This is a genomic window from Dyadobacter ginsengisoli DSM 21015, from assembly GCF_059568735.1.
In genome coordinates, this window is record NZ_JCANTY010000006.1 from 524,243 (window position 1) to 546,272 (window position 22,030).

The following is a 22,030-nucleotide window of genomic DNA, read 5'->3' on the forward strand; positions in this document are numbered from 1 at the left end:
CCGGAATAATGCTTAGGCGATCGCAGTTGGCTTATATGACTGCGATCGCTCCGGTTGAATAAATGTTGCATTGCATAATGGTATCGATAATCGCGGCTAATCAATTTTACTGATGTATTTCCGAAAATTGAAGTTTTTAATATTTCCTTATATGTTGAGGTTGAGGGCAACGTTGGTTGATCTTGCGAAAACGTTGGGTAACTATTTTAATACCGGGGGAAAGCATAATGACAGGCGCAAAATCGATGCGGAAGCACGTATCGATAATATTTTCAGAGTTCATTATAAAAAACGACGGAGAGTGTCCATCATTACCCCAACGACTGGTAAGGCATGTTTGGCGGATGCTTTGACCAGCGTAAATAATCAAAATTATAAAGACCTTTCCCATGTCGTGGTCGTAGACGGGCCTTTTTTTGAGCAGGCAAGCAGGCTTATCATCAGCGAGGCGGGATCCGACAAAACAAGTGTGCTGACCTTGCCGTTCAATACCGGCAATCATGGATTCAACGGGCACAGGATTTACGCAGCGATGTCATTTCTGAATAACTCCGACTATGTATTGTTCCTGGACGAAGACAATTGGTTTGAAGAAGATCACGTAGAGTCGTTGGTTGGTTTGATCGAGGACAAGAAATTGGATTGGGCATACAGCCTTAGAAAGATATATACACACGACAACATGTTTGTCACGAACGACGATTGTGAAAGTATAGGACCATATCCCTCATTTTCTAGCAGATTTTCGTTTCTGGTCGATACGAATTGCTATTGTGTCAGGCGAAAAGTGCTCGCACAGGTTGGAAATTCCTGGTATCACACGCTGGGTGCCGACCGGTCCTTTTTCAGGCGGATCAGTAAGGAGTTTCCTCGCTACGAGACTACCGGGCTCCATACCTGTAATTATCGCCTCACCCCAGGCAGACTGCCTAACGCCGATTTTTTTCTGAAAGGCAACAGATTTATGCACCAGAAATTTAACGGAACACTCCCCTGGCATGTCCAGAGTTCGGTTAATAGCTAGAATGAGTATCTCAAGATCTCCGACACATGGCCAAAGAATTTCCTTATTACCAGCAGCTCGATCACATGGACTGCGGACCTACATGTCTTCGTATGGTCGCAAAGTATCATGGAAAACATTTTACAGCCCAGACACTTCGAGAGAAATCACAGATAAGTCGGGAAGGTGTTTCGATGTTGGGTATCGCAGAGGCAGCGGAATCGATAGGATTTAAAACAGTCGGAATCAGGGCCACGCTGGATATGCTGGTACATGAAGTTCCGCTCCCTTGTATTCTGCATTGGGGGCAGAATCACTTTGTTGTACTTTACAAAGTGACGAAGTCGAGATTGGTTGATAAAGAGGCTCTTAAAGAGGTGAAGGGAGGGCGGAACAGCCAATTGGCAGTGGAGGCGCTTTGGGAAGACAAAGCAGATTACGGAGGCAGGACGGTACCTCCGGTATCGAAGAGTGTGGATCAGCGGCTGACGTTCTATGTCGCGGATCCCGCAGGTGGACTAAATACGTATAGTTCCGCTGAATTTCTCAGGTTTTGGATGATTAACCGAAACCAGAACAGCGAGGAAGGTTTAGCGTTACTGATCGATCCTACCCCCAGATTTTATGAATTAGAAGAGGAAGTGGTCAAAGGACTAAATTTCGGGCAGTTGATCGGCTATCTCTGGCGTTACAAGAGTCTGGTGCTTCAATTGGGCTTGTCCATGTTGATCGGGAGCGGATTGTCTCTCATTTTCCCCTTTTTAACCCAGAGCATTGTTGATATAGGTATCGGTACCCAGGATATTTCGCTGATTTACCTGATTCTCATAGCTCAGATTACCTTAATGTTGTGTTCCAGCGCAGTTGATTTCCTTAGGAGCTGGGTTCTGCTTCACATCAGCGTGCGGCTGAACCTTACCATTTTATCTGAGTTTCTCGCGAAACTGACCCGGCTACCGGTCTCCTTTTTTGACGTCAGGCAATTTGGGGATATCATGCAGCGAATCGGTGACCATAAGCGAATCGAGGGCTTTTTGACTGGTCAGACCCTAAGCATTCTTTTTTCGCTGTTCAATTTAGCTGTGTATGGACTAATCCTGGCCTTTTATCATGTAACTATTTTTTTTGTGGTGCTTGTAGCCTCAACAATATATACAGTGTGGGTGACACTCTTTTTGAAACAACGCCGCAAACTGGATGTGAAGCGTTTTGGAATAGCAGCTGGAAATCAGAATCAAATTATTCAGTTGATTCAGGGAATGCAGGACATTAAACTGGCGGGAGCAGAAACTTCCAAACGCTGGGAGTGGGAAAGGATTCAGGGCAGGCTCTTCAAATGGAATGTCAAAAGCTTGTCGCTGGGGCAAATCCAACAAGCCGGCTCGTTGCTGATTAATCAGACGAAGAACGTTTTTATCACTTTTTTGGCAGCGAAGGCAGTAATAGATGGTCAGTTAACGCTCGGAGCTATGATGTCAGTGCAGTATATCATCGGACAGTTCAATGCGCCTATTGAACAGATGATCACGTTTCTTCAATCCTGGCAAGATGCGCAAATCAGTTTGGAAAGGTTGAATGAGGTACATCAGTTGGAGGATGAGGAGCCATTGACGAGGCAAACCAGGAAGGAGTGGAATCATAAGCAGAATATCAAAATCAAAGATCTGAGTTACGCATATCCCGGGGCGGGAAGCGAATCTGTTATAAAAAATTTAAATCTCACGATCCCACATGGCAAAACAACGGCAATTGTGGGAACAAGCGGCAGCGGCAAAACGACATTGCTTAAGCTCTTGCTCCGTTTCTACGAGCCTCAGGTAGGCACTATTGTGCTGACTGAACCTCAGGATCGAAACTTTGCCGGAAAAATCGAACATGACCAACCCCATTTTGCGGTAAACCCCGGACAATCAGAACTTGCGCTGAAAAATTTATCCCATAGAGCTTGGAGGCAGCAATGCGGAGTTGTAATGCAGGATGGCTTTATTTTTTCAGATACTATTGCCAGGAATATTGCTGTTGGACATGACCTGATAGATCAAAACAGACTGTATCAGGCGGCACAAATGGCTAACATTTTTGAGTTCATCGAAGGGCTGCCAATGGGATTTTATACTAAAATCGGTGCAGAAGGGAATGGCATTAGCCAAGGACAAAAGCAACGAATACTGATAGCAAGGGCGATTTATAAAAATCCGGCGGTTTTGCTGTTCGATGAGGCAACGAATTCGCTGGATGCGAGTAATGAGGCAGTGATTATCAAGAATCTTGAGTCTTTTTTCAGAGGTCGTACGGTTGTGGTCGTGGCACACCGGCTTAGCACCGTCAAGCATGCCGATCAGATAGTGGTTATGGAGAAAGGCGAGATTGTCGAAACCGGTACACATCATGAATTGATCAGACTCAGAGGAAAATACTTCGAACTGGTAAGTAATCAGCTAGAACTTGCGAAAGGTTAACGGACCAACTGTATGTACACTACAATGGAACCTGGTCAGGAAACATCTCAGCTATTTCCTGAACTGCATAGTGAGGAAATCCATGAAATTATTAGCAAACCCCCTCGATGGGTGGTGAGATGGGGGATTACTTTGCTTTTTATTCTCTTTATTTTTCTTTTCTTAGGTACATGGCTCATCCGTTATCCGGATGTCATTGTTGTTCCGTTTACACTGTCCGTCATAGACGCGCCAAGGGCAGTGGTTGTACGGGTTGATGGTAAATTGGCGAAAATTCTGGTCAGGGATGGACAAAAAGTTAAGGAAGGACAGCCTTTGGCATATGCAGAAAGTACCGGTGAGCCGGAGCAAATTTTGAGACTATCGTCATCGATCAGGACGATTAAGCAGGCGATTCATAAAGGGAATTGGCATTACATCACGGATTTTGAGGTCAAATCCTATCCTGTGTTAGGTGAAGTCCAGCATGATTTTGAAGTCTTCAACCAGCAATTGACCGAAATTCAGGCTTTTTTGAGAGGAGGCATTTTCATTGAAAAGAAAGCGCTGATTTTGGAGGATCGGGACGATTTGATTTCCATGGAGGAAATTTTGCGAGATCAGCTGGCTCTTCAGACGGCGGACTTTGGTCTGGCAACAGAGGAATTCAAAATACAGGAAAAGCTGTTTAACAGTAAGGTAATATCTGAAATGGACTTCAAACGCGAGAAAGCCAAACTAATCGCGCGAGAAATGCCTTTAAAAAATTTGTCGGCTTCGCTGGTTCAGAATAAATCTGCACAGATAGCCAAGCGTAGGGAGTCGTTGGAACTGGATAATGCACTTAGAGAGAAGAAAAGCATTTTCTTGCAGGTGGTTAACACACTCGAGAGCAGGCTTGAAGATTGGAAACAAAAATATATCCTCGCATCTCCGGTATCGGGCAGCGTCTCCTACTCAGCACCCTGGCAAGAACGGCAATATGTCACGGCAGGTCAGGAATTGATGACAGTAGAGCCGTTGAATGGTGATTATAGAGGACTCGTGAAGATACCTCAAACCAATCTGGGGAAATTACAGGTCGGTCAGACTACGTTCGTAAAAATGGATGGTTTCCCTTTCAAAGAGTATGGTTTATTGGAAGGAAAACTGAGTCAATTGTCCACAATTGCTGGTCGTGACAGCCTTTATTGGGGATACATCGATTTACCTAAAAAGCTCAATACCCGTTACGGAATATCTCTGGCCTATCGCAACGGAATGAAGGGACATGCAGAAATACTTACCAGCGACAGGAGACTCGCGGAGCGTTTCATAAGCATTTTTAATCGAGGGGGAAGGTAAAATAATCTTTAAATAATACAATGTAAAGACGGCGCCCTTTAACTTTGGATGACAGTTTTGTATCGCTTTATGTAAATATCTTATAATAATTTATTGGATCGTGCCTATTCTGGCAACGTTCCCGACAACGATTGCATAAATAAACTTCGCGTATCGTTTTCAAATCTCTCCCCGAATATCTATCCTCAGATTGATTTTCAAATTGTACTATAAGTACAAATAATGTACTTATTGAAATTGTTCAAATAAGTGCGATCGGCGAAAATCAACGAATTGTATCATCCCTAAGCCTCTTTCAAGTAAGCATATTATCAGAATAGTTACAGTTCTGTGTTAAGTAACTGTATATGTATTTGTAACTATTTATGGAAAATATATAATTATTTTGTAAGGGCTACGCTATCGAGTGATCGTCAATTAAAAAGTGAGTGATGAACTATTAATGGTTAAACAATCAATGCGTATGAAAAGAAACTTTACGAGTATTGGCCACTGTATGATGAGATGGGCGATGGCTGGTGCGGTAATGACGGGTTTTACAGGGCAAGCCTATGCAATGAGGCCAACAAACCTAACGGTCAGAGTAGTCGACAGAAATGTATCCGGAAAAGTGACGGCAGCGGAGGACAACCTGCCCATACCCGGCGTTTCGGTGGTCGTGAAAAGCACTAAAACCGGTACGAACACCGATGTTGACGGCGCTTTCAAATTGAGTATCCCGGACGACAATGCCGTACTTGTGTTTTCGGCGGTCGGTTTTGTCACGCAGGAAATAGCTGTCGGTAATAAAAGCATAGTCGATATAGTACTGGCAAGTGACCAGAAAACCCTGACCGAAGTGGTTGTGGTGGGTTACGGTACCCAGAAAAAAAGTCAGCTTACCGGGGCAATCTCTTCGGTAGGTGCCAAGGAAATCAATGAAATGCCTATTACCAACCTGGGACAGGCCCTGCAGGGACGTGCTGCCGGGGTGGATGTGACCCAATCTGGCTCCAAGCCCGGAACAGTTCCGAAAATCCTGATCCGCGGCCGTCGTTCGTTCAACGCGGGTAATGATCCTTTATATGTTGTGGACGGGATACCGCTAGCGGGTGGTTATGAAGATATGAACCCCAATGACATCCAGTCGATGGAGGTTTTGAAAGACGCGACTGCGACGGCGATCTACGGTTCGCGCGGTGCAAACGGCGTTGTAATCGTGACTACCAAGCGTGGCGGTCAGAAGGGCAAAACCACTGTTAGCTATGATGGCTACGTGGGCGTTTCCAAAGCGCTCGACAAAGTGGATCTGTTCAAGGGAGCTGAATTCGCTGAATTCGTTCGCGAAGCCTACCGTGCCACGGGCGGTTACAAGGACGCAGCAGGCAATGCGATACCGACCGGGGTGATCAATGCCGAAGCAGATGCGAAAGTGGCGGTACTCGGTGGCGATCCCAATGTGGCGAAAGGTATCGCCAACGGCACCAGTACCGACTGGCAGGATCTGGTTGTGAAAACGGGCGTGATGCAGAATCATTCGGTGGGTGTCCAGGGAGGAAACGACCGCACACAGTTTTATATTTCCGGAGGTTATTTCCGCGACAAAGGTGTAGTAAAAGAAGCGAATTTCACCCGTCTTTCGCTGCGGTCAAATGTTGATCATCAGGTAAATAAATGGTTGAAGGTTGGTTTGTCGTCCTATATGATGAACAGTATCCGTAACGGTGACTCCCTGAATACTTACGGAATGACGATTAACCAGAATCCGTTGGCCGTACCTTATGACGATAATGGCAAGCTGATTTTCTCACCTACCAATGACGCGTTGCTGACTAACCCGCTTGCGGAACTGGTTCCGGGCGCGCAGGTTGCCGAGCTCAAGCGCTACCGTATTTTCAATAGCCTTTACACAGAGTTCAGTATTTTGCCAGGGTTAAAATATCGTGTCAATTTTGGCCCTGATTTTACTCTCAGCCGTTATGGACGATTTATCGGCTCACAAACGAACGCTCGAAAAGGAGGAGATTCGCAGGCAAAAGTACTGCAAGGGTTCGCTTTCAACTGGACTTTGGAGAATATTATCAACTATAGCAAAACCTTCGGAGGAAAGCATAATTTGAATGTGACATTGTTACATTCATTCCAGAAAGATCGCGCAGAGATTTTTAGTGCGAGCGTTCAGGGGGTTCCGGTTGAGACACAATCATTTTACAATCTCGGAGCGGCAACGACCATATTCTCTCCGACGAGCGGCTACATTCCATGGCAGATCAACTCTTACATGGCCCGTGTAAACTATGATTATAATGATAAATACCTGGTAACAATAACCATGCGCCGTGATGGTTCGAGCCGTTTCGGTGAAAACAGCAAGTACGGTAACTTCCCGGGTATCGCGGTAGGCTGGAACCTGGCCAATGAAAATTTCCTTAAAAGCGTTAGTTGGATCGACCTCCTTAAAGTACGTGCCGGTTGGGGTAAAGTGGGTAATACTGGTTTGGCTCCTTATCAGACACAGGCGTTCCTTAGCCGGACCAGTTATGCATGGAACACGACGCCAGCTTATGGCTATCGTGGCGACAGGATCGGAAACCCGGATTTGCGCTGGGAATCATCAGCCACTTCTAACGTAGGTCTGGATTTCAGCTTTATTCATGGAAAGGTTCAGGGCTCGTTGGAATTTTATCAAACCAACACTACTGCATTGCTGCTATCGGATCAGTTGCCAGGATCCCGGGGATATGCGGCGGTTACCCGTAATGTGGGTGAGACCCGCAACCGCGGTATCGAACTAAGTTTGACTACCACTAATATCAACTCTCCAGGCGGCTTGAAATGGAGCACTGATTTCACGTTCACCAAAAATACCGAAGCTATCCTGTCGCTTTACAATGGAAAAGTGGATGACGTAGGTAATGGCTGGTTCATCGGTCGTCCGCTAAGTACGGTTTACGACTATAGAAAAATTGGGATCTGGCAGACCAGTGAGGCGGACGCCGCCAAAGCTGTTGCGAGCGAAGTGGGCCAGATCAAGCTGAAAGACATTGACGGCGACGGCAAGATCAACGCCAACGACCGCGAGATCATCGGTTCAGACGTTCCTGATTTCAGCGGCGGTATTACCAACCGTTTCAGCTACAAGAACTTCGACCTTTCGTTCTTCTTTTTTGCACGTGTCGGTAACCTGATTCGCAGCGAGTTTCACAGAAACAACAATGCTTTGGCAGGCCGCTACCAACAAATGAAGGTGGATTACTGGACGCCCAACAATCCGACCAATGAGTTTCCACGTCCGAAAAGCAATCAGGAATTTCCAGTTTATGGCAGTACGCTTACTTACTTCGATGGAACGTTCCTGAAATTGAGAAACGTGAACGTAGGCTACACACTCACGTCGGATTTTTCGAAAAAACTGGGAATGGAATCACTGCGCTTGTATTCTAGCATTCAGCAGCCATTTATCTGGGCTAAATACCGCAACAAATACAATGGTGTTGATCCGGAAACTACTGGCCTGGCAGCGGGAGGTACAGGTATAACTCCTGCTACAATGGTAATCACATTCGGTGTGAATGCCAGATTCTAAGAAAGCCCGGGTTAGAAATTTTAAAAGATATTGACAAATGAAAAATATAAGAAAATCGATTTTGGTATGTGGCATGGCGGCATTGATGCTGTCAGGGCAGGCGTGTAAGGATGTGCTGGATGAAGAGATCATCTCAGGTGTAGGTACCGATTACCTGAACACCCCCAAAGGCTTTGAAGACGGCGTTAAGGCGGCTTATTCATCGCTGCGGTTTTACTATGCTACGCAGCAGGGCCTGACCATGAGTGAATATGGTACTGACATTTACGCGACCGGTGCGGATGGTGGTTATAAGGGTTTCCATTTTTACGATGGCCAGCTGAACCCGACTGTGGACTATTTGGCGACAACCTGGGACGAGCTTTATAGAGGAATTAACACCTGTAACGCAGTCATCGAACGTGCTCCGAATGTGACAGGTATTGCCGATAATATCAAGAAGCTGCGCATCGCGGAAGCCAAGTTTTTGAGAGGACATTATTACTATATCCTGCATCAGCAATACGGTGGCGTAGATCTTTACTTTAATGAAACCCTAGAACCAACAAAGGAAACTAAGCGTGCCACGGACGCGGAGATGTACGCAGCGATCATCAAGGACCTGAGCGAGGCCGTTACAGATCTTGAAGCAAAGGCGCAGTCGACCGATTATGGTCGGGCTACTAAGCCTCACGCGCAAGCCCTGCTGGCGAAAGTGTACCTGGCAAAAGGGTATTCAACCGAAAAGGCGGCTGACGATTTTACCAAAGCGGCTGAGCTGTTGAAAGAAGTTTCTACCAAATACGGGTACAAGCTGCTCGACGATTTTTCGGCTGTATTTGATGAAAACAACCAGAACCATTCAGAGGTTGTGTTCGCAGTGCAATATACGAGCGACGCCTTGACGAACGGAACCGGTAATAGTTTGCACCTTTATTTCGGGATGCAATATGATGTGCAGCCAGGTATGAAGCGCGATACCTATTGGGGACGTCCTTTCAAACGTTTGAGACCGACCGAGTACCTGCTCAACACCGTTTTCGCTGACCGCGTCAACGACTCGCGTTACAAGAAGACGTTCCGTGATACATGGCTTTCCAACAATCCCGGCACTTACAACGCAGCGTCGTTTGACGATTCTAAAACAAAGGTGACTTTTGCAGCTGGCGATACGACGATCTTCATTCCGGGTTATGAAATGACTAAAGAGGTGCGCGCGACAAAAAAATACCAGGTGCTGGTGCCAAGTAAATACTCGGAAGCTTTGTTCCCGACATTGCAGAAGTTCTTCGATTCCAAACGTCCTGACATGACCTATGAACCGGGCAGCCGTGACTACTACGTGGTGCGCCTGGCAGATGTTTACCTGATGCTCGCCGAAGCATTACTGCAATCGGGCGATAAGGCCGGTGCTGCCGAAGCATTGAACATGGTAAGATACCGTGCGGGCTGGCCAGGGAAAAAGGAAAAAATGCTGATTGATGCAAAAGACCTTACGATGGAGACGATTATTGAAGAGCGTGCGAGAGAACTGGCTGGCGAGCAAACCCGTTGGCTGGACCTGAAACGCTGGGGGCTCCTGGTAGAAAGAGTGAAGAAATACAACCCGCAGGCGTCCAATATCCAAGCGCATCATGCGTTGAGACCAATCCCTCAGACACAAATTGACCGGAGTGCAAAAACATCTGATGGCAAGTCGGTATTCCCGCAAAACCCGGGATACTGATAGGTTCCTGAAGTATTCCAATCAAGAGGACGGTTGCGCTATGCAGCCGTCCTCTTTGCTTTTAAAAACTCCCGGATTGAAAAAAACACTACCGTAGGATCAATGAGACTATCCGTTTAGAAAATAGGACTAACCCGCGGTGCGGGCAGGCTGGAATGCGAGGCGTCAGGGTGGTATATTTCATCTCTATATCATCTAAATTCTACCAGACCTATGCACATCACAAAACGATTTACCACGTGTTTGCGGCGTATGAGCAGGGTATGCATGTTCTCGATATGTATGTACCCTCCTGTATTCGCAGGTGCCACTGAAGAGCCCGCGGAAAGGGCTGGCCGTATCGTTCCGCTGGACAAGACTATTACCGGAACAGTGCTGGCCAGAGAGGGCAACGCTTCCATTCCGGGTGTTACCGTTGTCATCAAAGGAACAACCCAGGGTACCACGACCAATGCCGACGGAAAGTATGCCATTGAAATTACCGGAAATTCTGCCACGCTTGTTTTTTCGGCAGTAGGTTATGTTACGCAGGAGCAGGAAACGGGTAATGCGAGCGTGCTCGATATTCTGCTGGCCACCGATCAGAAAACGCTGAATGAAGTAGTCGTGGTCGGCTACGGCACGCAGAAGAAACGTGACCTCACCGGCGCGGTGTCACAGGTGAATGCGACTCGCCTCGAAAATGAAAATCCGCAGTCGGTGCAGGATGTGCTGAGAGGAAACGTTCCGGGAATGAATGTTGGGCTTTCAACTTCGGCAAAAGGGGGAGGAAATGTTTCCGTTCGCGGCCAGAACTCTATCAATGCTGGTTCGAGCCCCCTGATCGTCCTCGATGGTACGATCTATTACGGAGGTTTGGAGGACATCAATCCCAACGATATCGAGACAATCGATGTGTTGAAGGATGCCAGTTCCTCGGCCGTGTTTGGTGCGAAGGCTGCAAGCGGGGTTATCCTGATTACCACTAAAAAGGGTAAGGAAGGAAAGCCTGTAATCAACATCAACAGTAATTTCGGATTTGCAGAGGTCGCCAAAAATCAGCCGGTACTCAGTCCCGAAGGTTTTATTACATGGCGGCAGGAGGTCATGCGCAACATTAACGCTACGGCCCAGCCTGCACGCTTCACCAACCCCGGCGAACTGCCTGCCGGTGTGACACTGGACGAATGGCTGGCATACGACGGCTCCAAAGGTGATCCGACGACGGTGTGGCTGCAGCGTCTGGGAATGCAGCCTGCGGAAATCCAGAACTACAAAGACGGGAGGAGCGTCGACTGGTATAGCAAGGTTTTTCAAAAAGGCTTTCGCCAGGATCATACGGTGAGTTTGTCGGGCCGAAATGAGCGTATTTCCTATTACATGTCACTGGGTTACCTTAACAACGAGGGAATTATTGTAGGAGACAAATACAGCACCGTTCGCGCCCGTTTGAACCTCGAGGGCAAGGTCAATAAATTCCTGACGGTTGGTATGAACACCCAATTTGCCAGAAGGGACGAAAGTCAGGTACCTGTGAATTATGACCTCGCCCGGGTACTTTCGCCGTGGGGATCGGAGTTTGATGCAAATGGAAATTACTCCTGGCGGCCCAACGGGGAAGCCAGCGGAGGAAACCACCCCTACTATGCACCGGGTTTCACCCAGCGCGACCAAGGCGCTCAAACGCTGAATTCGGTGATTTTTGCCAAGGTGAACCTGCCGCTCGGGTTCACTTATCAGCTGAACTTTACTCCGCGTTTTGATTACACCCACCGCTACAATGCCGAATCAGCGAAGCATGCCGAATGGGCAGCGGAAGGGGGGCGCGCATCCCGGAAGGATTCCACGGTGTTTAACTGGCAGGTGGATAACATCCTGAAATGGAGCAAAACAATCAATCAGAAACATAATATCGACCTCACCTTTCTGGCTAATGCCGAGCGGTTCAGAAGCTGGCGCGACACCATTTCCAATAAAGGGTTCGCACCCACAGACGTGCTGGGTTACCACAATATACAAGCAGGAGGTCTGCCGATCGTCTACACCGACGATCAGACGAGCACAGCTGATGCATTGATGGCACGTTTGTTCTATTCTTTCAAGGACAAATACATGTTGACGATATCAAGCCGTAGGGATGGCTACTCGGCATTCGGGCAGAAAAACCCCCGCGCGGTGTTTTCTTCGGCCGCTCTGGGGTGGGTTTTCACAGACGAACACTTCTTAAGCAGTAAATGGCTGAGCTACGGAAAACTGCGTGTTTCGTATGGAAATAACGGTAACCGCGATATCCCCCGATACGACGCACTGGCCGACCTGGCCAGCGGAAAATATCTGCATGTGAAGCCCGACGGTACGGTTTACCAGGTCAGCCAGCTTTACGTCAGCCGGATGGCGAATCCGAATCTCAAGTGGGAGAAAACCAACGCATTGAACGTAGGTCTCGACTTTGCCCTCTTCAATAACATCGTTGACGGAAGCATTGAAGTATATAAGTCGACGACCAAAGACCTGCTCGTGAAACGTGCTTTGCCCAACATTCTGGGATTTGACAATGTTTGGGATAACCTCGGTGAGGTGCAAAACAAGGGTCTGGAAATCAGCGTGAATTCCAACAACATGAAACGGGAAAATTTTTCATGGCGAAGCACCCTGAATTTTCAGCTGAACAGGAACAAGATCGTTCACCTGTACGGGAATTATGTCGATATCAAAGACGGCTCTGGGAATGTGACCGGCCGCAGGGAAGCGGATGATATCACAAACCGCTGGTTTATCGGGCATGCTTTGGATGAAATCTGGAACTACCGCATCCTGGGTATCTGGCAGAAAGAAGAAGAGGCAGAAGCCACGAAATATGGCGTCAAACCGGGTGATTTCAAATTGAAGGACGTCAACAACGACGGCAAATTCACCAACGACGACAAGGAGTTTTTGGGTTATACTTCTCCGCGTTTCAGGTGGACGTTCCGAAATGAATTCAAGCTATTCAAAAGCCTCGACGTATCATTCATGATCTATTCCTACTGGGGCCAGAAAGGGGCTTTTAACCAGATGAAAAACCGCGACGGCTTCGTAGACCGTACCAGTTCCTATGTGTTTCCTTACTGGACGGAGGAAAACAGGTCCAATGAATGGGCGAGGCTCTATTCCAGTGAAGGGTCAGCCACCGGTTATAGTGTGTACCGCAGTAAATCATTTGTACGGTTTGAAAATCTTTCGGTCGCATACACCATTCCCAAGAATATTTCACAAAAGGCGGCCGTACAAAACCTGCGCATTTATGGCAACGTACGCAATATCAGCTTCTGGGCACCTCAATGGGACTTCTGGGATCCGGAGAATGGCACCAATGGCACCACCAATGCCAGCATTGCCACCTCGGTACCCAGTCCCAGGATCTATACGATCGGGCTGGATATCACCCTGTAATCACTATCACTCAAAAAGCAACATGCGTTATGTTTAATCATATATCAAAGTATTGGCTGATATCCGGCATCTTTTGTGCGGGTTTGGCCGTCACGGGATGCAAGGAAACCTGGCTCAAACCGGAACCCCTGTCGTTTTTCGAGCCGGATCTCACCTTTAAAGACCTGGCTGGTCTGAAGGCAACCCTTGTCGCCTGCGAGCGTAACCTGCGGCAGGAATGGTACGGCGACAACATGCCGATGATCACCGAATCGATATTCTCGGACATTGCCGTGGAAGGTACCACGGACAAATCGGGGCCGGCCCAGAACCTGAACCTGCTCATTACGCCGGATGCACAGCTTAATAGTATCGACTATAACCGCATCGGTTGGTACTGGCTCGAAGGCTATAAGGGAATCAAATACGCCAACACCGCCATTTCCCGTATCAATTTGCCTGCGTACAAAAATGAGCAAGAGAAAAACGAACTGCTGGGCGCCGCCTACTTCCATCGCGCTGCGCGCTATTATCGCCTTACCCAGCAGTTTGGAGATGTTCCGCTGATCCTGGAAGAGATCAACGGACCCAAGCTGGATTTTCAGAGCACCAAAAGGGAAGTTATCCTGCAAAAGATGAAAACAGACCTGGAATTCGCGGAGCAGTGGGTTCCGGCTGTGACAGACAAAGGCACCGTGAACAAGGGCTCGGTCAGTCATTTGCTTACGAAAGTGAACCTGGCACTGGGCCTGTTCGACGATGCGATCAAATCTGCCAGCAACGTAATCGACGGCGGAACGCATAAACTGATGACGACGCGTTTCGGCGTCAACGCAAATGACGCTACACGGAATGTGGTCTGGGACCTGCATCGTCCGCAAAACAAGGCATTGGCAACCAATACCGAAGGACTCATGCTGGTGATCGACCGTTTGAATATCGAGGGCAATGTCGACGGAGGTACGCTGATCATGCGGAATGGTGTTCCTCTTTGGTTTAATAACATCAATACGCCGAACGGAAATCGTGGAACGATCGATACTTATGGAATTGAGATCGATCAGGTCGTCAAATTCGGCCGGGGTATCGGTCGTTTGCGCCCAACAGATTATTCCCAAAACCAGATATGGGATGATAAGAACGACCTTCGCCATGCTCCAGGGAACTGGACGAGGATGGAGGACATTCTGTACAACAATCCGGCACTGAAAGACAAGGACAGCTACTACAATAAAAACCTGCAGCTAAAAAATGCGGAAGGCGTTATTCTGACGATCGATACGATCCGTTGCTGGTTCGACTGGCCTAATTATAAGCTCTTCGTCGAGGATCCGCTACGGGTGCAGCCCCAGGGAGGTAGCTCAGATTGGTATGTGTTCCGGTTAGCAGAAACCTACCTGCTGCGCGCCGAGGCATATGCATGGAAAGGTGACCTTGCCAAAGCGGCCGAAGACGTGAATGCCGTACGCACTCGCGCCAACTGTGCACCGCTTCCGGCAGCGAAAATTAACATCGGTACTATTCTGGATGAGCGTGCACGGGAGTTGTATTTTGAGGAACCGCGGAAAACCGAACTTACCCGAATTGCCTATATTTTCGCGAAAACCGGTAAGCCCGCGCCGAACGGAAAAACCTACACACTAGACAAGTTCTCCGACGATAATTACTTTTACGACCGCGTGATGGCAAAAAATGATTTTTACAACAAAGGTGTCAAGACGAGGCACGCCGACGAATACACCATGAGCCCGTACCACGTGCTCTGGCCCATCCCACAGCCGGCGATCGACGGAAACACCCAGGGCAGGATCAACCAGAACAAAGGATATGCAGGTCACGAGAAGAATATCCCGCCGCTGACCGAGATCCCGAAATAAACTTGAAAGCAATGGCCCGCAAATAGCGGGTCATTATTGTTTTATGTCGTCTGGAAACTTGATAATCCTTTGTTACTAAATCAAACCTGTCATGAACAGACGTAATTTTCTACAAAACTCCGCGCTGGCCGCCGCCATGACATGCGCAAGCAACAGCTGGCTCGAAGCAGCGGTAAAAAAAGGCGATATTAAAATAGGCTATTCGGCTATTACCTGGGGTGGAAAGGACGAGCAGGCAATGACTGACCTCTCCGGTCTGGGTTTCAAGGGCATTCAGCTGCGGGCCAATACTTTCGGGCCATACCGAACCAAGGTTTCCGAACTGAAAGATGCACTGGTCAAAAATAAGCTGACGCTTTGCATGTTTTCGAGTGGCAACGTGGATGTGGATCCGGCCAAGTTTGAGAGCACGGTAGATACGCACGTCGCGCATGCGAGTTTTGTGAAAGCTTTGGGTGGAAATGCAATGCAGCTGACAAACAGTCTGCGTCCGAAAGATCGGGCGCCGTTGGTCGAAGAACTGAAAAAGCTTGCTCAGGTCATGAATGAGATCGGTAAGCAGACGGCGGATTTGGGTGTGCAGGCAGTTTATCACAATCACATGAACCAGCTGGGTGAAACGCCGGAGGAAGTGGATGTGATCGTGCAGGCCATGGATCCGCGTTACATCAAGTTGCTGCTTGATATTGCGCATTACAAACAAGGTGGCGGTGAACCTCATGAAGCCATCGTTAAATACAAGAGCATTCTTCATTCGCTGCATTTAAAAGATACCAAACCTGCCGAGACCAAAAGCGGCTACAAATTTGTGGAGTTGGGACAGGGCAGAGTGGATGTTCCCGCCGTTTTTACTGCCCTGGACAAGATCCGTTTCAAAGGCTGGGCAGTGGTAGAACTCGACGGAGTACCGGATCCTGAGAAATCACCGCTGATCTGCGCCGACATCAACAGGAAATATATTACAGAAGTGCTTAAATATCCGGTTTAGCTGCTAGTCTGAACTGGATTTGTAAGGGTATTCTTATCAATATATCGTTACTAGAGAATAACTGATATGAGATAAGGTACCCTTTTGTGCTTTTCAGTTATCCATCATCATTATTCAACGCAATGAAAAAAATCAGGTTACCACTGCTCTCCCTAGTCTTGCTTTTATCGTGCTACACTCTTCAAGCTCAGAAATCGAAAGACGGCTGGCAGGAGTTGTTTAATGGCAAAGACCTGACCGGCTGGAAACAACTTAACGGAAAGGCAAAATATGAAGTAAAAGACGGAGCCATTGTAGGGACTTCCGTGATGGGTACGCCCAACTCATTTCTTACGACCGAAAAGGATTACGGTGATTTTATCCTTGAACTTGAAGTGAAGGTCGATAACAAATTGAATTCCGGAATACAGATCCGTAGTTTATCGAAACCGGAATACCAGAATGGCCGCGTGCATGGCTATCAGGTGGAGATCGATCCGAGCGACCGTGCGTATTCCGCAGGTATTTATGACGAAGCACGCCGTGGTTGGCTGTATCCGCTTGATCTTAACCCGGAGGGCAAAAAGGCATTCAAAAAAGAAGCCTGGAATAAATACCGCATCGAAGCGATCGGAAACTCCATTCGCACTTTCCTGAATGGCGTGCCCGTGGCGCATGTCATTGATGATATGACGCCGGTCGGCTTTATCTGTTTGCAGGTACACGCCATCGGTAACAAAGACCTGGAAGGAACCCAGGTGAGCTGGAAAAATGTCCGTATCAAAACTTCAAACCTGAAACCAAGTCCTGCGAGCAACATCCGTATCGTGAACCTAACGCCCAACGGCCTCGACGCTGCCGAAAAATCACAAGGCTGGTCCTTGTTATATGATGGCAAATCGGCCGATCAATGGCGCTCGTACGGCGGCACCGAATTCCCGTCTAAAAGATGGAACTACCAGGACGGTGCGATCACCATTTCCAAATCCGACGGTTCAGAAACAGGAAACGACATTGTTACGCGTAAGCTCTATGGGCCTGCGTTCGAGTTCGCATTTGAATTCAAACTCACGGAAGGTGCCAACAGTGGGGTGAAGTATTTTGTAGATCAGAAGTTTAATTCCAATGGTAAATCGGGTATTGGCTGCGAATACCAGGTGCTGGACGATGAACGGCACCCGGATGCCAAACTCGGTAAAAACGGGAATCGCACCATTGCGTCTTTTTACGACGTAATCCCCGCCGACCGGCCGAAGAATGCAGTGAAAAAGATCGGAGAATGGAACCAGGGCCGCATTGTCGTTCAGAAGGATGGAACGGTACAGCATTACCTGAATGGCTATAAGGTGGTCGAATACGTACGAGGCTCCCCACAGTTCAAGGAGTTTGTCGCCGGTTCGAAGTTCGCCAAGTTCGAGGGCTTCGGGATGTCTCAGGAAGGTAACCTGTTGTTGCAGGATCATGGCGATAATGTATTTTTCCGCAGCCTGAAGGTACGCGAGATAAAATAATCGGGACCGAGCGAAAAAAGGAAGAAAATTACAGTAGATAATCCGGCATCCGTTATTTACAAACGATTGCCGACAGAAGTAAGGCAAAAAGCAATCCAAGGTTAACTTTTATTCAATCCAATATCATGACCAGTAGAAGGGATTTTCTTAAAAATGCAGCACTGGCTTCTGCGGGTGTCGCAGTAGGCACCAGTGCTTTCGGAGCGGCCAGCTACCGTCGTATCCTAGGGGCTAATGATCGCGTCAGGGTGGGTATTATCGGTTTTTCAGACCGCTTCCGCAGTTCGCTGGCACCTTCCTTTTCAGATCATGCCAAAGAACTGAACTTCGAGTTCATGGGCGTTTCCGATCTTTGGAACCGTCGTCGCGATGAGGCAGAAGCTTTTATGAAGGGTAAGGCATACGCTTCCAACGAGTTCGTAAAGGCACGGAATAATGAGGAGCTGCTGGCCCGGAAGGATGTAGACGCGGTCATCATCAGTACCGCGGATTTTCAACACGCATTGCATTGCGCGGAAGCCGTGAAATCGGGTCGCGACGTGTATGTCGAAAAACCTTTCGCCGAAACATTGGAAGATGCAAAAGTGGCATTGAAGGCCGTGGAAGCGTCGAAGCAGATCGTGCAGGTTGGATCTCAGCGCCGTAGTGCGCCTAACTATTGGGCTGCTTACGAATACATCAAGTCCGGTAAATTCGGGGATATTACTACCGTTGAAATGACCTGGAACGTAAACCAGCCTGGTCGCTGGAGACGTAAGGACCTCGTCGCGCAAATCCGCAAGGAAGATACCGACTGGGACCGATTCCTGATGAACCGTCCGAAAGTGGAATGGAACCCGCGCTACTACCTCGAATTCCGTTTGTTCTACCCTTATTCTTCGGGTATTCCGGGACAATGGATGGCACACCAGATCGACACGGTACACTGGTTTTCGGGCCTCGATGCACCGCGTAACGTGGTCGCCAATGGCGGAATCTATACCTGGAAAGACGGTCGTACCAACGTCGATACTTTCAGTGCCGCATTTGAATACGGGCCATTCGACGACAAGAGCAAAGGCTTCCAGGTAATTTATTCATCCCGGTTCAACAATGAGGCTGGCGGAGTGAAGGAGTATTATTACTCAAACGGAGGTATGATTAACCTCGATACGAACAAGATCACCTCTGAGGGCGGATTGAAAGAAAAGGATGCAAAAGGAATGGGCCTGCAAGCGAATCTGCTGCCTGAAATGTCGCTCAAAACCGGTGACAAGATCGCAACCGACGCCAATACCGGTGCCGATCCGATGACCTCATTGCACATGCGCAACTGGATGGAATGTATCCGCAGCCGTAAAGAGTCCAATGCTCCGGCGCGTGTCGGTTTTAATCACTCGGTGGCTAACATTATGGCTACCAAGGCATTGCATACCGGTAAGCGTGTAAGCTGGGATCCGAAGAAAAAGGAGATCGTTTTGAGCTAATCAGTGCATTCATTTAAAGAACATTCACGTGAATCTTAAAAATACAGGGATCGCACTGGCTACCGTTTCCATGGCTGCGTGGGCAAGTGTCGCCAATGCGCAGAAAGTGGATCTGGTCCGGAACGACAAGGAACACAAAGTTGAGGTAAAAATCGACGGAAAGCCTTTTACGTCCTATTATTATCCCGGGGAGAAAGTGCTGAAAAAGGCAGTATTGTATCCTGTTATGACTGCAAAAGGTACCGTTGTCACACGCGGCTGGCCGCTCGATCCGCGTGGGGGTGAGCGCGTAGATCATCCGCACCATGTGGGGATCTGGCTGAACTACGAAGATGTCAATGGCAACGACTACTGGAACAATTCCGACGCAGTAGACCATAACAAACGCGCCTATGGCACCATCATCCATACCGGCATTACTTCCGCAAAAGGTGGTAAAGACAAAGGCGAGCTGAAAGTGACCGCTGACTGGGTCGACAAGAATGGTACGCTTACCTTAAAAGAAACGACAACGTACACATTCAGTGGAAAGGGTGATACCCGTATCATAGACCGCACTACGACGCTGACAGCTGTGCTTCCGGAAGTCAATATGCCCGACGTAAAGGATGGCATGTACGCGATCCGCGTGGCACGCGAGCTAGAATTGCCTTCCAATAAACCTGAAATTTTCACAGACGCCAGCGGTATTGCTACCAAAGTGCCTAAAATGAACAATGAAGGCATTACGGGCAACTATCGCAACAGCAATGGTGTAGAAGGTGAAACTGTTTGGGGTAAACGTGCGATTTGGTGTAACCTGACGGGCAAGATTAAGGATGAGAACATCAGTATTGCCATGATCGATCATCCTAAGAACGTAGGTTATCCAGCTTACTGGCACGCCCGCGGCTATGGCTTGTTTGCGGTTAATCCACTGGGTATGAAAGCACTCAGCGATGGTAAGGAAACGTTGAATTTTAAATTGAGGAAAGGAGAATCGACGACATTCCGTTACCGCATGGTCATTGCCTCCGAGCACCTGAAAGACGCCACGTTGAATGACCTGGCGACTGCATATGGGAAAACCGAATAGTTTGTGAATAGCAGATCGCAAGACGATAGCCAACGAAGATCTCGTTGGCTATCTTTTTATAGGTGAGTACTATCGTTCCATGGTACCCGGAGAATGCCAGCTGAGCACGTGATAGGTGGCGGTAGTTGTGCCGACATTCCGGATCGAATGCATTTGATTCGCAGCCTGGAAAACAACGGAGCCGGGACCGACTTTTTTCTTCTCTCCATTGACGAGGGCTTCGAGCGTCCCGTCTTTGATGATAATCACTTCTTCTTCCGGATGTTTATGCGGGGGATGGGACGCTTCACCAGGGTTTAAACTGGTCACGTGGCATTCCAGCTCGTCCAATGTGGCTGTCTGCGACCGAAAAAATGTTCGGACGGAGCCGATTTTGGTGTTTTTGACAGCAATGTTGTTCCAATCAAAAATGGATGATTCCAGAATACTGATTTTAGGATGGGCAAAAATGCAGGTCATTGTGAAGGAGGCGGTGATAGAGGCAACAGCAAGATCTCTTTTTGTTATTTTCATAAGGGTTAAATTGAGAGTAGTTTTTATAGAAAGACCTCGACATTTCGTGTTTACTTTTGTTTGTAATCCCGAAATAGTATAAATTTTTAACAATTAGTTTCAAAATGTTTTTATGCAGACCTATATCGCTATTTTAAGGGGAATCAATGTCGGGGGTGCTGGCATGATCAAGATGCCGGTCTTACAGAGGGCTTTTGAAGAAGCCGGATTCGGGAATGTTAAAACCTATATCCAAAGCGGAAACGTTCTTTTCAATCACAAAAAATCGGAGCCGGGTATATTGGCGGATGAGATTACGGCATTTTTGAGGCGAGACCTGAAAATGGAGATTCCGGTCCTCGTGCTGGCGTTACAGGATATGACGGAGGTTTTTGAAAATAATCCGTTTGTCAATGACAGGCAGGAGGACATTACTAAACTGCATGCCACCTTTCTGGCTACCCTACCAGAGATAGAAAGAATCTCCAAAATTGAAAAGGACAAATACTTTCCGGACGAATTTCATCTTTCAGGAAAGACGCTGTATCTGTTTTGCCCGAACGGATATGGCCGGACGAAGCTGAACAACAATTTCTTCGAGAGCAAGCTGAAAATGGCAGCCACTACCCGCAATTGGAAGACAGTAACCGAACTTGTACGGCTCGGTGGCGAGCTGGCAGGAAGTCTCTGAATTTTGATAATGTACAAATTAACAGTATCCTTGATTTTAGTTTCTCTCTTTACAATTCATGGAAGATCAATCAAGAAGAAAATTCCTCCAAAAGGCAGGGTTAGTATCACTCGCCTCTGTCTCTGACCTCGCTGTTGAGCCCGAAAAGAATAAAGAGCTCTTTATCCATCACGTTTACTTTTATCTGAAAGAGCCCAGCAATGCACAGCACGAGGCGCAATTGCTGGAAGGGCTTCATAAACTTGCCAAAGTCCCCATGATCCAGTATGCACATATCGGAAAACCTGCCCATACTAACCGATCCGTAATAGTAAGAGATTATTCCATTTCCTGGATGTGCTTTTTCAAGAACATCTTAGAGGAAGAGATTTACCAGACTCATCCCATTCACCTGGATTTTATCAAGGAATACGAACATTTGTGGGAGAAAGTGGTGGTTTATGATTCAGTAGGGCCCAAGAATGTAATGTAAATCAAATCCACTAGCGGTAACATGTTGACCGTTA

14 protein-coding genes are annotated in these 22,030 nt (G+C 47.8%); 13 read left to right on the forward strand and 1 reads right to left on the reverse strand.

Going from position 1 to position 22,030, the window contains the following annotated elements; genetic code table 11:
* Positions 1-151: 151 nt before the first annotated feature.
* The 11 genes from BP71_RS23910 (at position 152) to BP71_RS23960 (ending at position 20,341) form a co-directional block, all read left to right on the forward strand.
* The gene (locus BP71_RS23910) at positions 152-1,024 is read left to right on the forward strand and encodes a glycosyltransferase family 2 protein (protein ID WP_496383931.1); all 873 of its coding nucleotides are present in this window, start codon (positions 152-154) and stop codon (positions 1,022-1,024) included.
* Positions 1,025-1,050: 26 nt separating this feature from the next.
* Positions 1,051-3,462 carry a peptidase domain-containing ABC transporter gene (locus tag BP71_RS23915; protein WP_496383933.1) on the forward strand — a complete coding sequence of 804 codons (2,412 nt, stop codon included), beginning with the start codon at positions 1,051-1,053 and terminating at the stop codon, positions 3,460-3,462.
* A gap of 12 nt (positions 3,463-3,474) precedes the next feature.
* A complete protein-coding gene (locus BP71_RS23920) occupies positions 3,475-4,785 on the forward strand; it encodes an HlyD family secretion protein (RefSeq protein WP_496383935.1) in 1,311 nt (436 codons plus the stop codon).
* A gap of 511 nt (positions 4,786-5,296) precedes the next feature.
* Positions 5,297-8,350: a SusC/RagA family TonB-linked outer membrane protein gene (locus tag BP71_RS23925; protein WP_496384275.1), complete on the forward strand. Its 3,054-nt coding sequence runs from the start codon at positions 5,297-5,299 to the stop codon at positions 8,348-8,350.
* Between the two features lie 37 nt (positions 8,351-8,387).
* The gene (locus tag BP71_RS23930) at positions 8,388-10,055 is read left to right on the forward strand and encodes a RagB/SusD family nutrient uptake outer membrane protein (RefSeq protein WP_496383937.1); all 1,668 of its coding nucleotides are present in this window, start codon (positions 8,388-8,390) and stop codon (positions 10,053-10,055) included.
* 282 nt (positions 10,056-10,337) lie between these two features.
* Positions 10,338-13,466, forward strand: a complete 3,129-nt coding sequence (locus BP71_RS23935) for a SusC/RagA family TonB-linked outer membrane protein (protein ID WP_496383939.1) — start codon at positions 10,338-10,340, stop codon at positions 13,464-13,466.
* 29 nt (positions 13,467-13,495) lie between these two features.
* Positions 13,496-15,322: a RagB/SusD family nutrient uptake outer membrane protein gene (locus tag BP71_RS23940; protein WP_496383941.1), complete on the forward strand. Its 1,827-nt coding sequence runs from the start codon at positions 13,496-13,498 to the stop codon at positions 15,320-15,322.
* Between the two features lie 91 nt (positions 15,323-15,413).
* Positions 15,414-16,310: a sugar phosphate isomerase/epimerase family protein gene (locus tag BP71_RS23945; protein ID WP_496383943.1), complete on the forward strand. Its 897-nt coding sequence runs from the start codon at positions 15,414-15,416 to the stop codon at positions 16,308-16,310.
* A gap of 122 nt (positions 16,311-16,432) precedes the next feature.
* Complete coding sequence (locus tag BP71_RS23950) at positions 16,433-17,800, forward strand: 3-keto-disaccharide hydrolase (protein WP_496383945.1); 1,368 nt, start codon at positions 16,433-16,435, stop codon at positions 17,798-17,800.
* A gap of 125 nt (positions 17,801-17,925) precedes the next feature.
* Positions 17,926-19,266: a Gfo/Idh/MocA family oxidoreductase gene (locus tag BP71_RS23955; RefSeq protein WP_496383947.1), complete on the forward strand. Its 1,341-nt coding sequence runs from the start codon at positions 17,926-17,928 to the stop codon at positions 19,264-19,266.
* Positions 19,267-19,336: 70 nt separating this feature from the next.
* On the forward strand, positions 19,337-20,341 hold the full coding sequence (locus tag BP71_RS23960; protein WP_496384276.1) for a DUF6807 domain-containing protein: 1,005 nt from the start codon (positions 19,337-19,339) through the stop codon (positions 20,339-20,341).
* A 69-nt stretch (positions 20,342-20,410) separates the two neighbouring features.
* On the opposite strand, the gene BP71_RS23965 is transcribed toward BP71_RS23960, so the two are convergent.
* Positions 20,411-20,854 carry a cupin domain-containing protein gene (locus BP71_RS23965; protein WP_496383949.1) on the reverse strand — a complete coding sequence of 148 codons (444 nt, stop codon included), beginning with the start codon at positions 20,852-20,854 and terminating at the stop codon, positions 20,411-20,413.
* A gap of 112 nt (positions 20,855-20,966) precedes the next feature.
* On the opposite strand from BP71_RS23965, the gene BP71_RS23970 reads away from it, so the two are divergent.
* Positions 20,967-21,524: a DUF1697 domain-containing protein gene (locus BP71_RS23970; RefSeq protein ID WP_496383951.1), complete on the forward strand. Its 558-nt coding sequence runs from the start codon at positions 20,967-20,969 to the stop codon at positions 21,522-21,524.
* 58 nt (positions 21,525-21,582) lie between these two features.
* On the forward strand, positions 21,583-21,996 hold the full coding sequence (locus tag BP71_RS23975; RefSeq protein WP_496383953.1) for a Dabb family protein: 414 nt from the start codon (positions 21,583-21,585) through the stop codon (positions 21,994-21,996).
* The last annotated feature ends 34 nt before the right edge of the window (positions 21,997-22,030 follow it).

What these genes read in the sequence shown, in the direction of transcription:
- BP71_RS23910 (WP_496383931.1), top strand. Translation starts at nt 152, where the DNA reads ATGTTGAGGTTGAGGGCAACGTTGGTTGATCTTGCGAAAACGTTGGGT.
- BP71_RS23915 (WP_496383933.1), top strand. Translation starts at nt 1,051, where the DNA reads ATGGCCAAAGAATTTCCTTATTACCAGCAGCTCGATCACATGGACTGC.
- BP71_RS23920 (WP_496383935.1), top strand. Translation starts at nt 3,475, where the DNA reads ATGTACACTACAATGGAACCTGGTCAGGAAACATCTCAGCTATTTCCT.
- BP71_RS23925 (WP_496384275.1), top strand. Translation starts at nt 5,297, where the DNA reads ATGGCTGGTGCGGTAATGACGGGTTTTACAGGGCAAGCCTATGCAATG.
- BP71_RS23930 (WP_496383937.1), top strand. Translation starts at nt 8,388, where the DNA reads ATGAAAAATATAAGAAAATCGATTTTGGTATGTGGCATGGCGGCATTG.
- BP71_RS23935 (WP_496383939.1), top strand. Translation starts at nt 10,338, where the DNA reads ATGTACCCTCCTGTATTCGCAGGTGCCACTGAAGAGCCCGCGGAAAGG.
- BP71_RS23940 (WP_496383941.1), top strand. Translation starts at nt 13,496, where the DNA reads ATGTTTAATCATATATCAAAGTATTGGCTGATATCCGGCATCTTTTGT.
- BP71_RS23945 (WP_496383943.1), top strand. Translation starts at nt 15,414, where the DNA reads ATGAACAGACGTAATTTTCTACAAAACTCCGCGCTGGCCGCCGCCATG.
- BP71_RS23950 (WP_496383945.1), top strand. Translation starts at nt 16,433, where the DNA reads ATGAAAAAAATCAGGTTACCACTGCTCTCCCTAGTCTTGCTTTTATCG.
- BP71_RS23955 (WP_496383947.1), top strand. Translation starts at nt 17,926, where the DNA reads ATGACCAGTAGAAGGGATTTTCTTAAAAATGCAGCACTGGCTTCTGCG.
- BP71_RS23960 (WP_496384276.1), top strand. Translation starts at nt 19,337, where the DNA reads ATGGCTGCGTGGGCAAGTGTCGCCAATGCGCAGAAAGTGGATCTGGTC.
- BP71_RS23965 (WP_496383949.1), bottom strand. Translation starts at nt 20,854, where the DNA reads ATGAAAATAACAAAAAGAGATCTTGCTGTTGCCTCTATCACCGCCTCC.
- BP71_RS23970 (WP_496383951.1), top strand. Translation starts at nt 20,967, where the DNA reads ATGCAGACCTATATCGCTATTTTAAGGGGAATCAATGTCGGGGGTGCT.
- BP71_RS23975 (WP_496383953.1), top strand. Translation starts at nt 21,583, where the DNA reads ATGGAAGATCAATCAAGAAGAAAATTCCTCCAAAAGGCAGGGTTAGTA.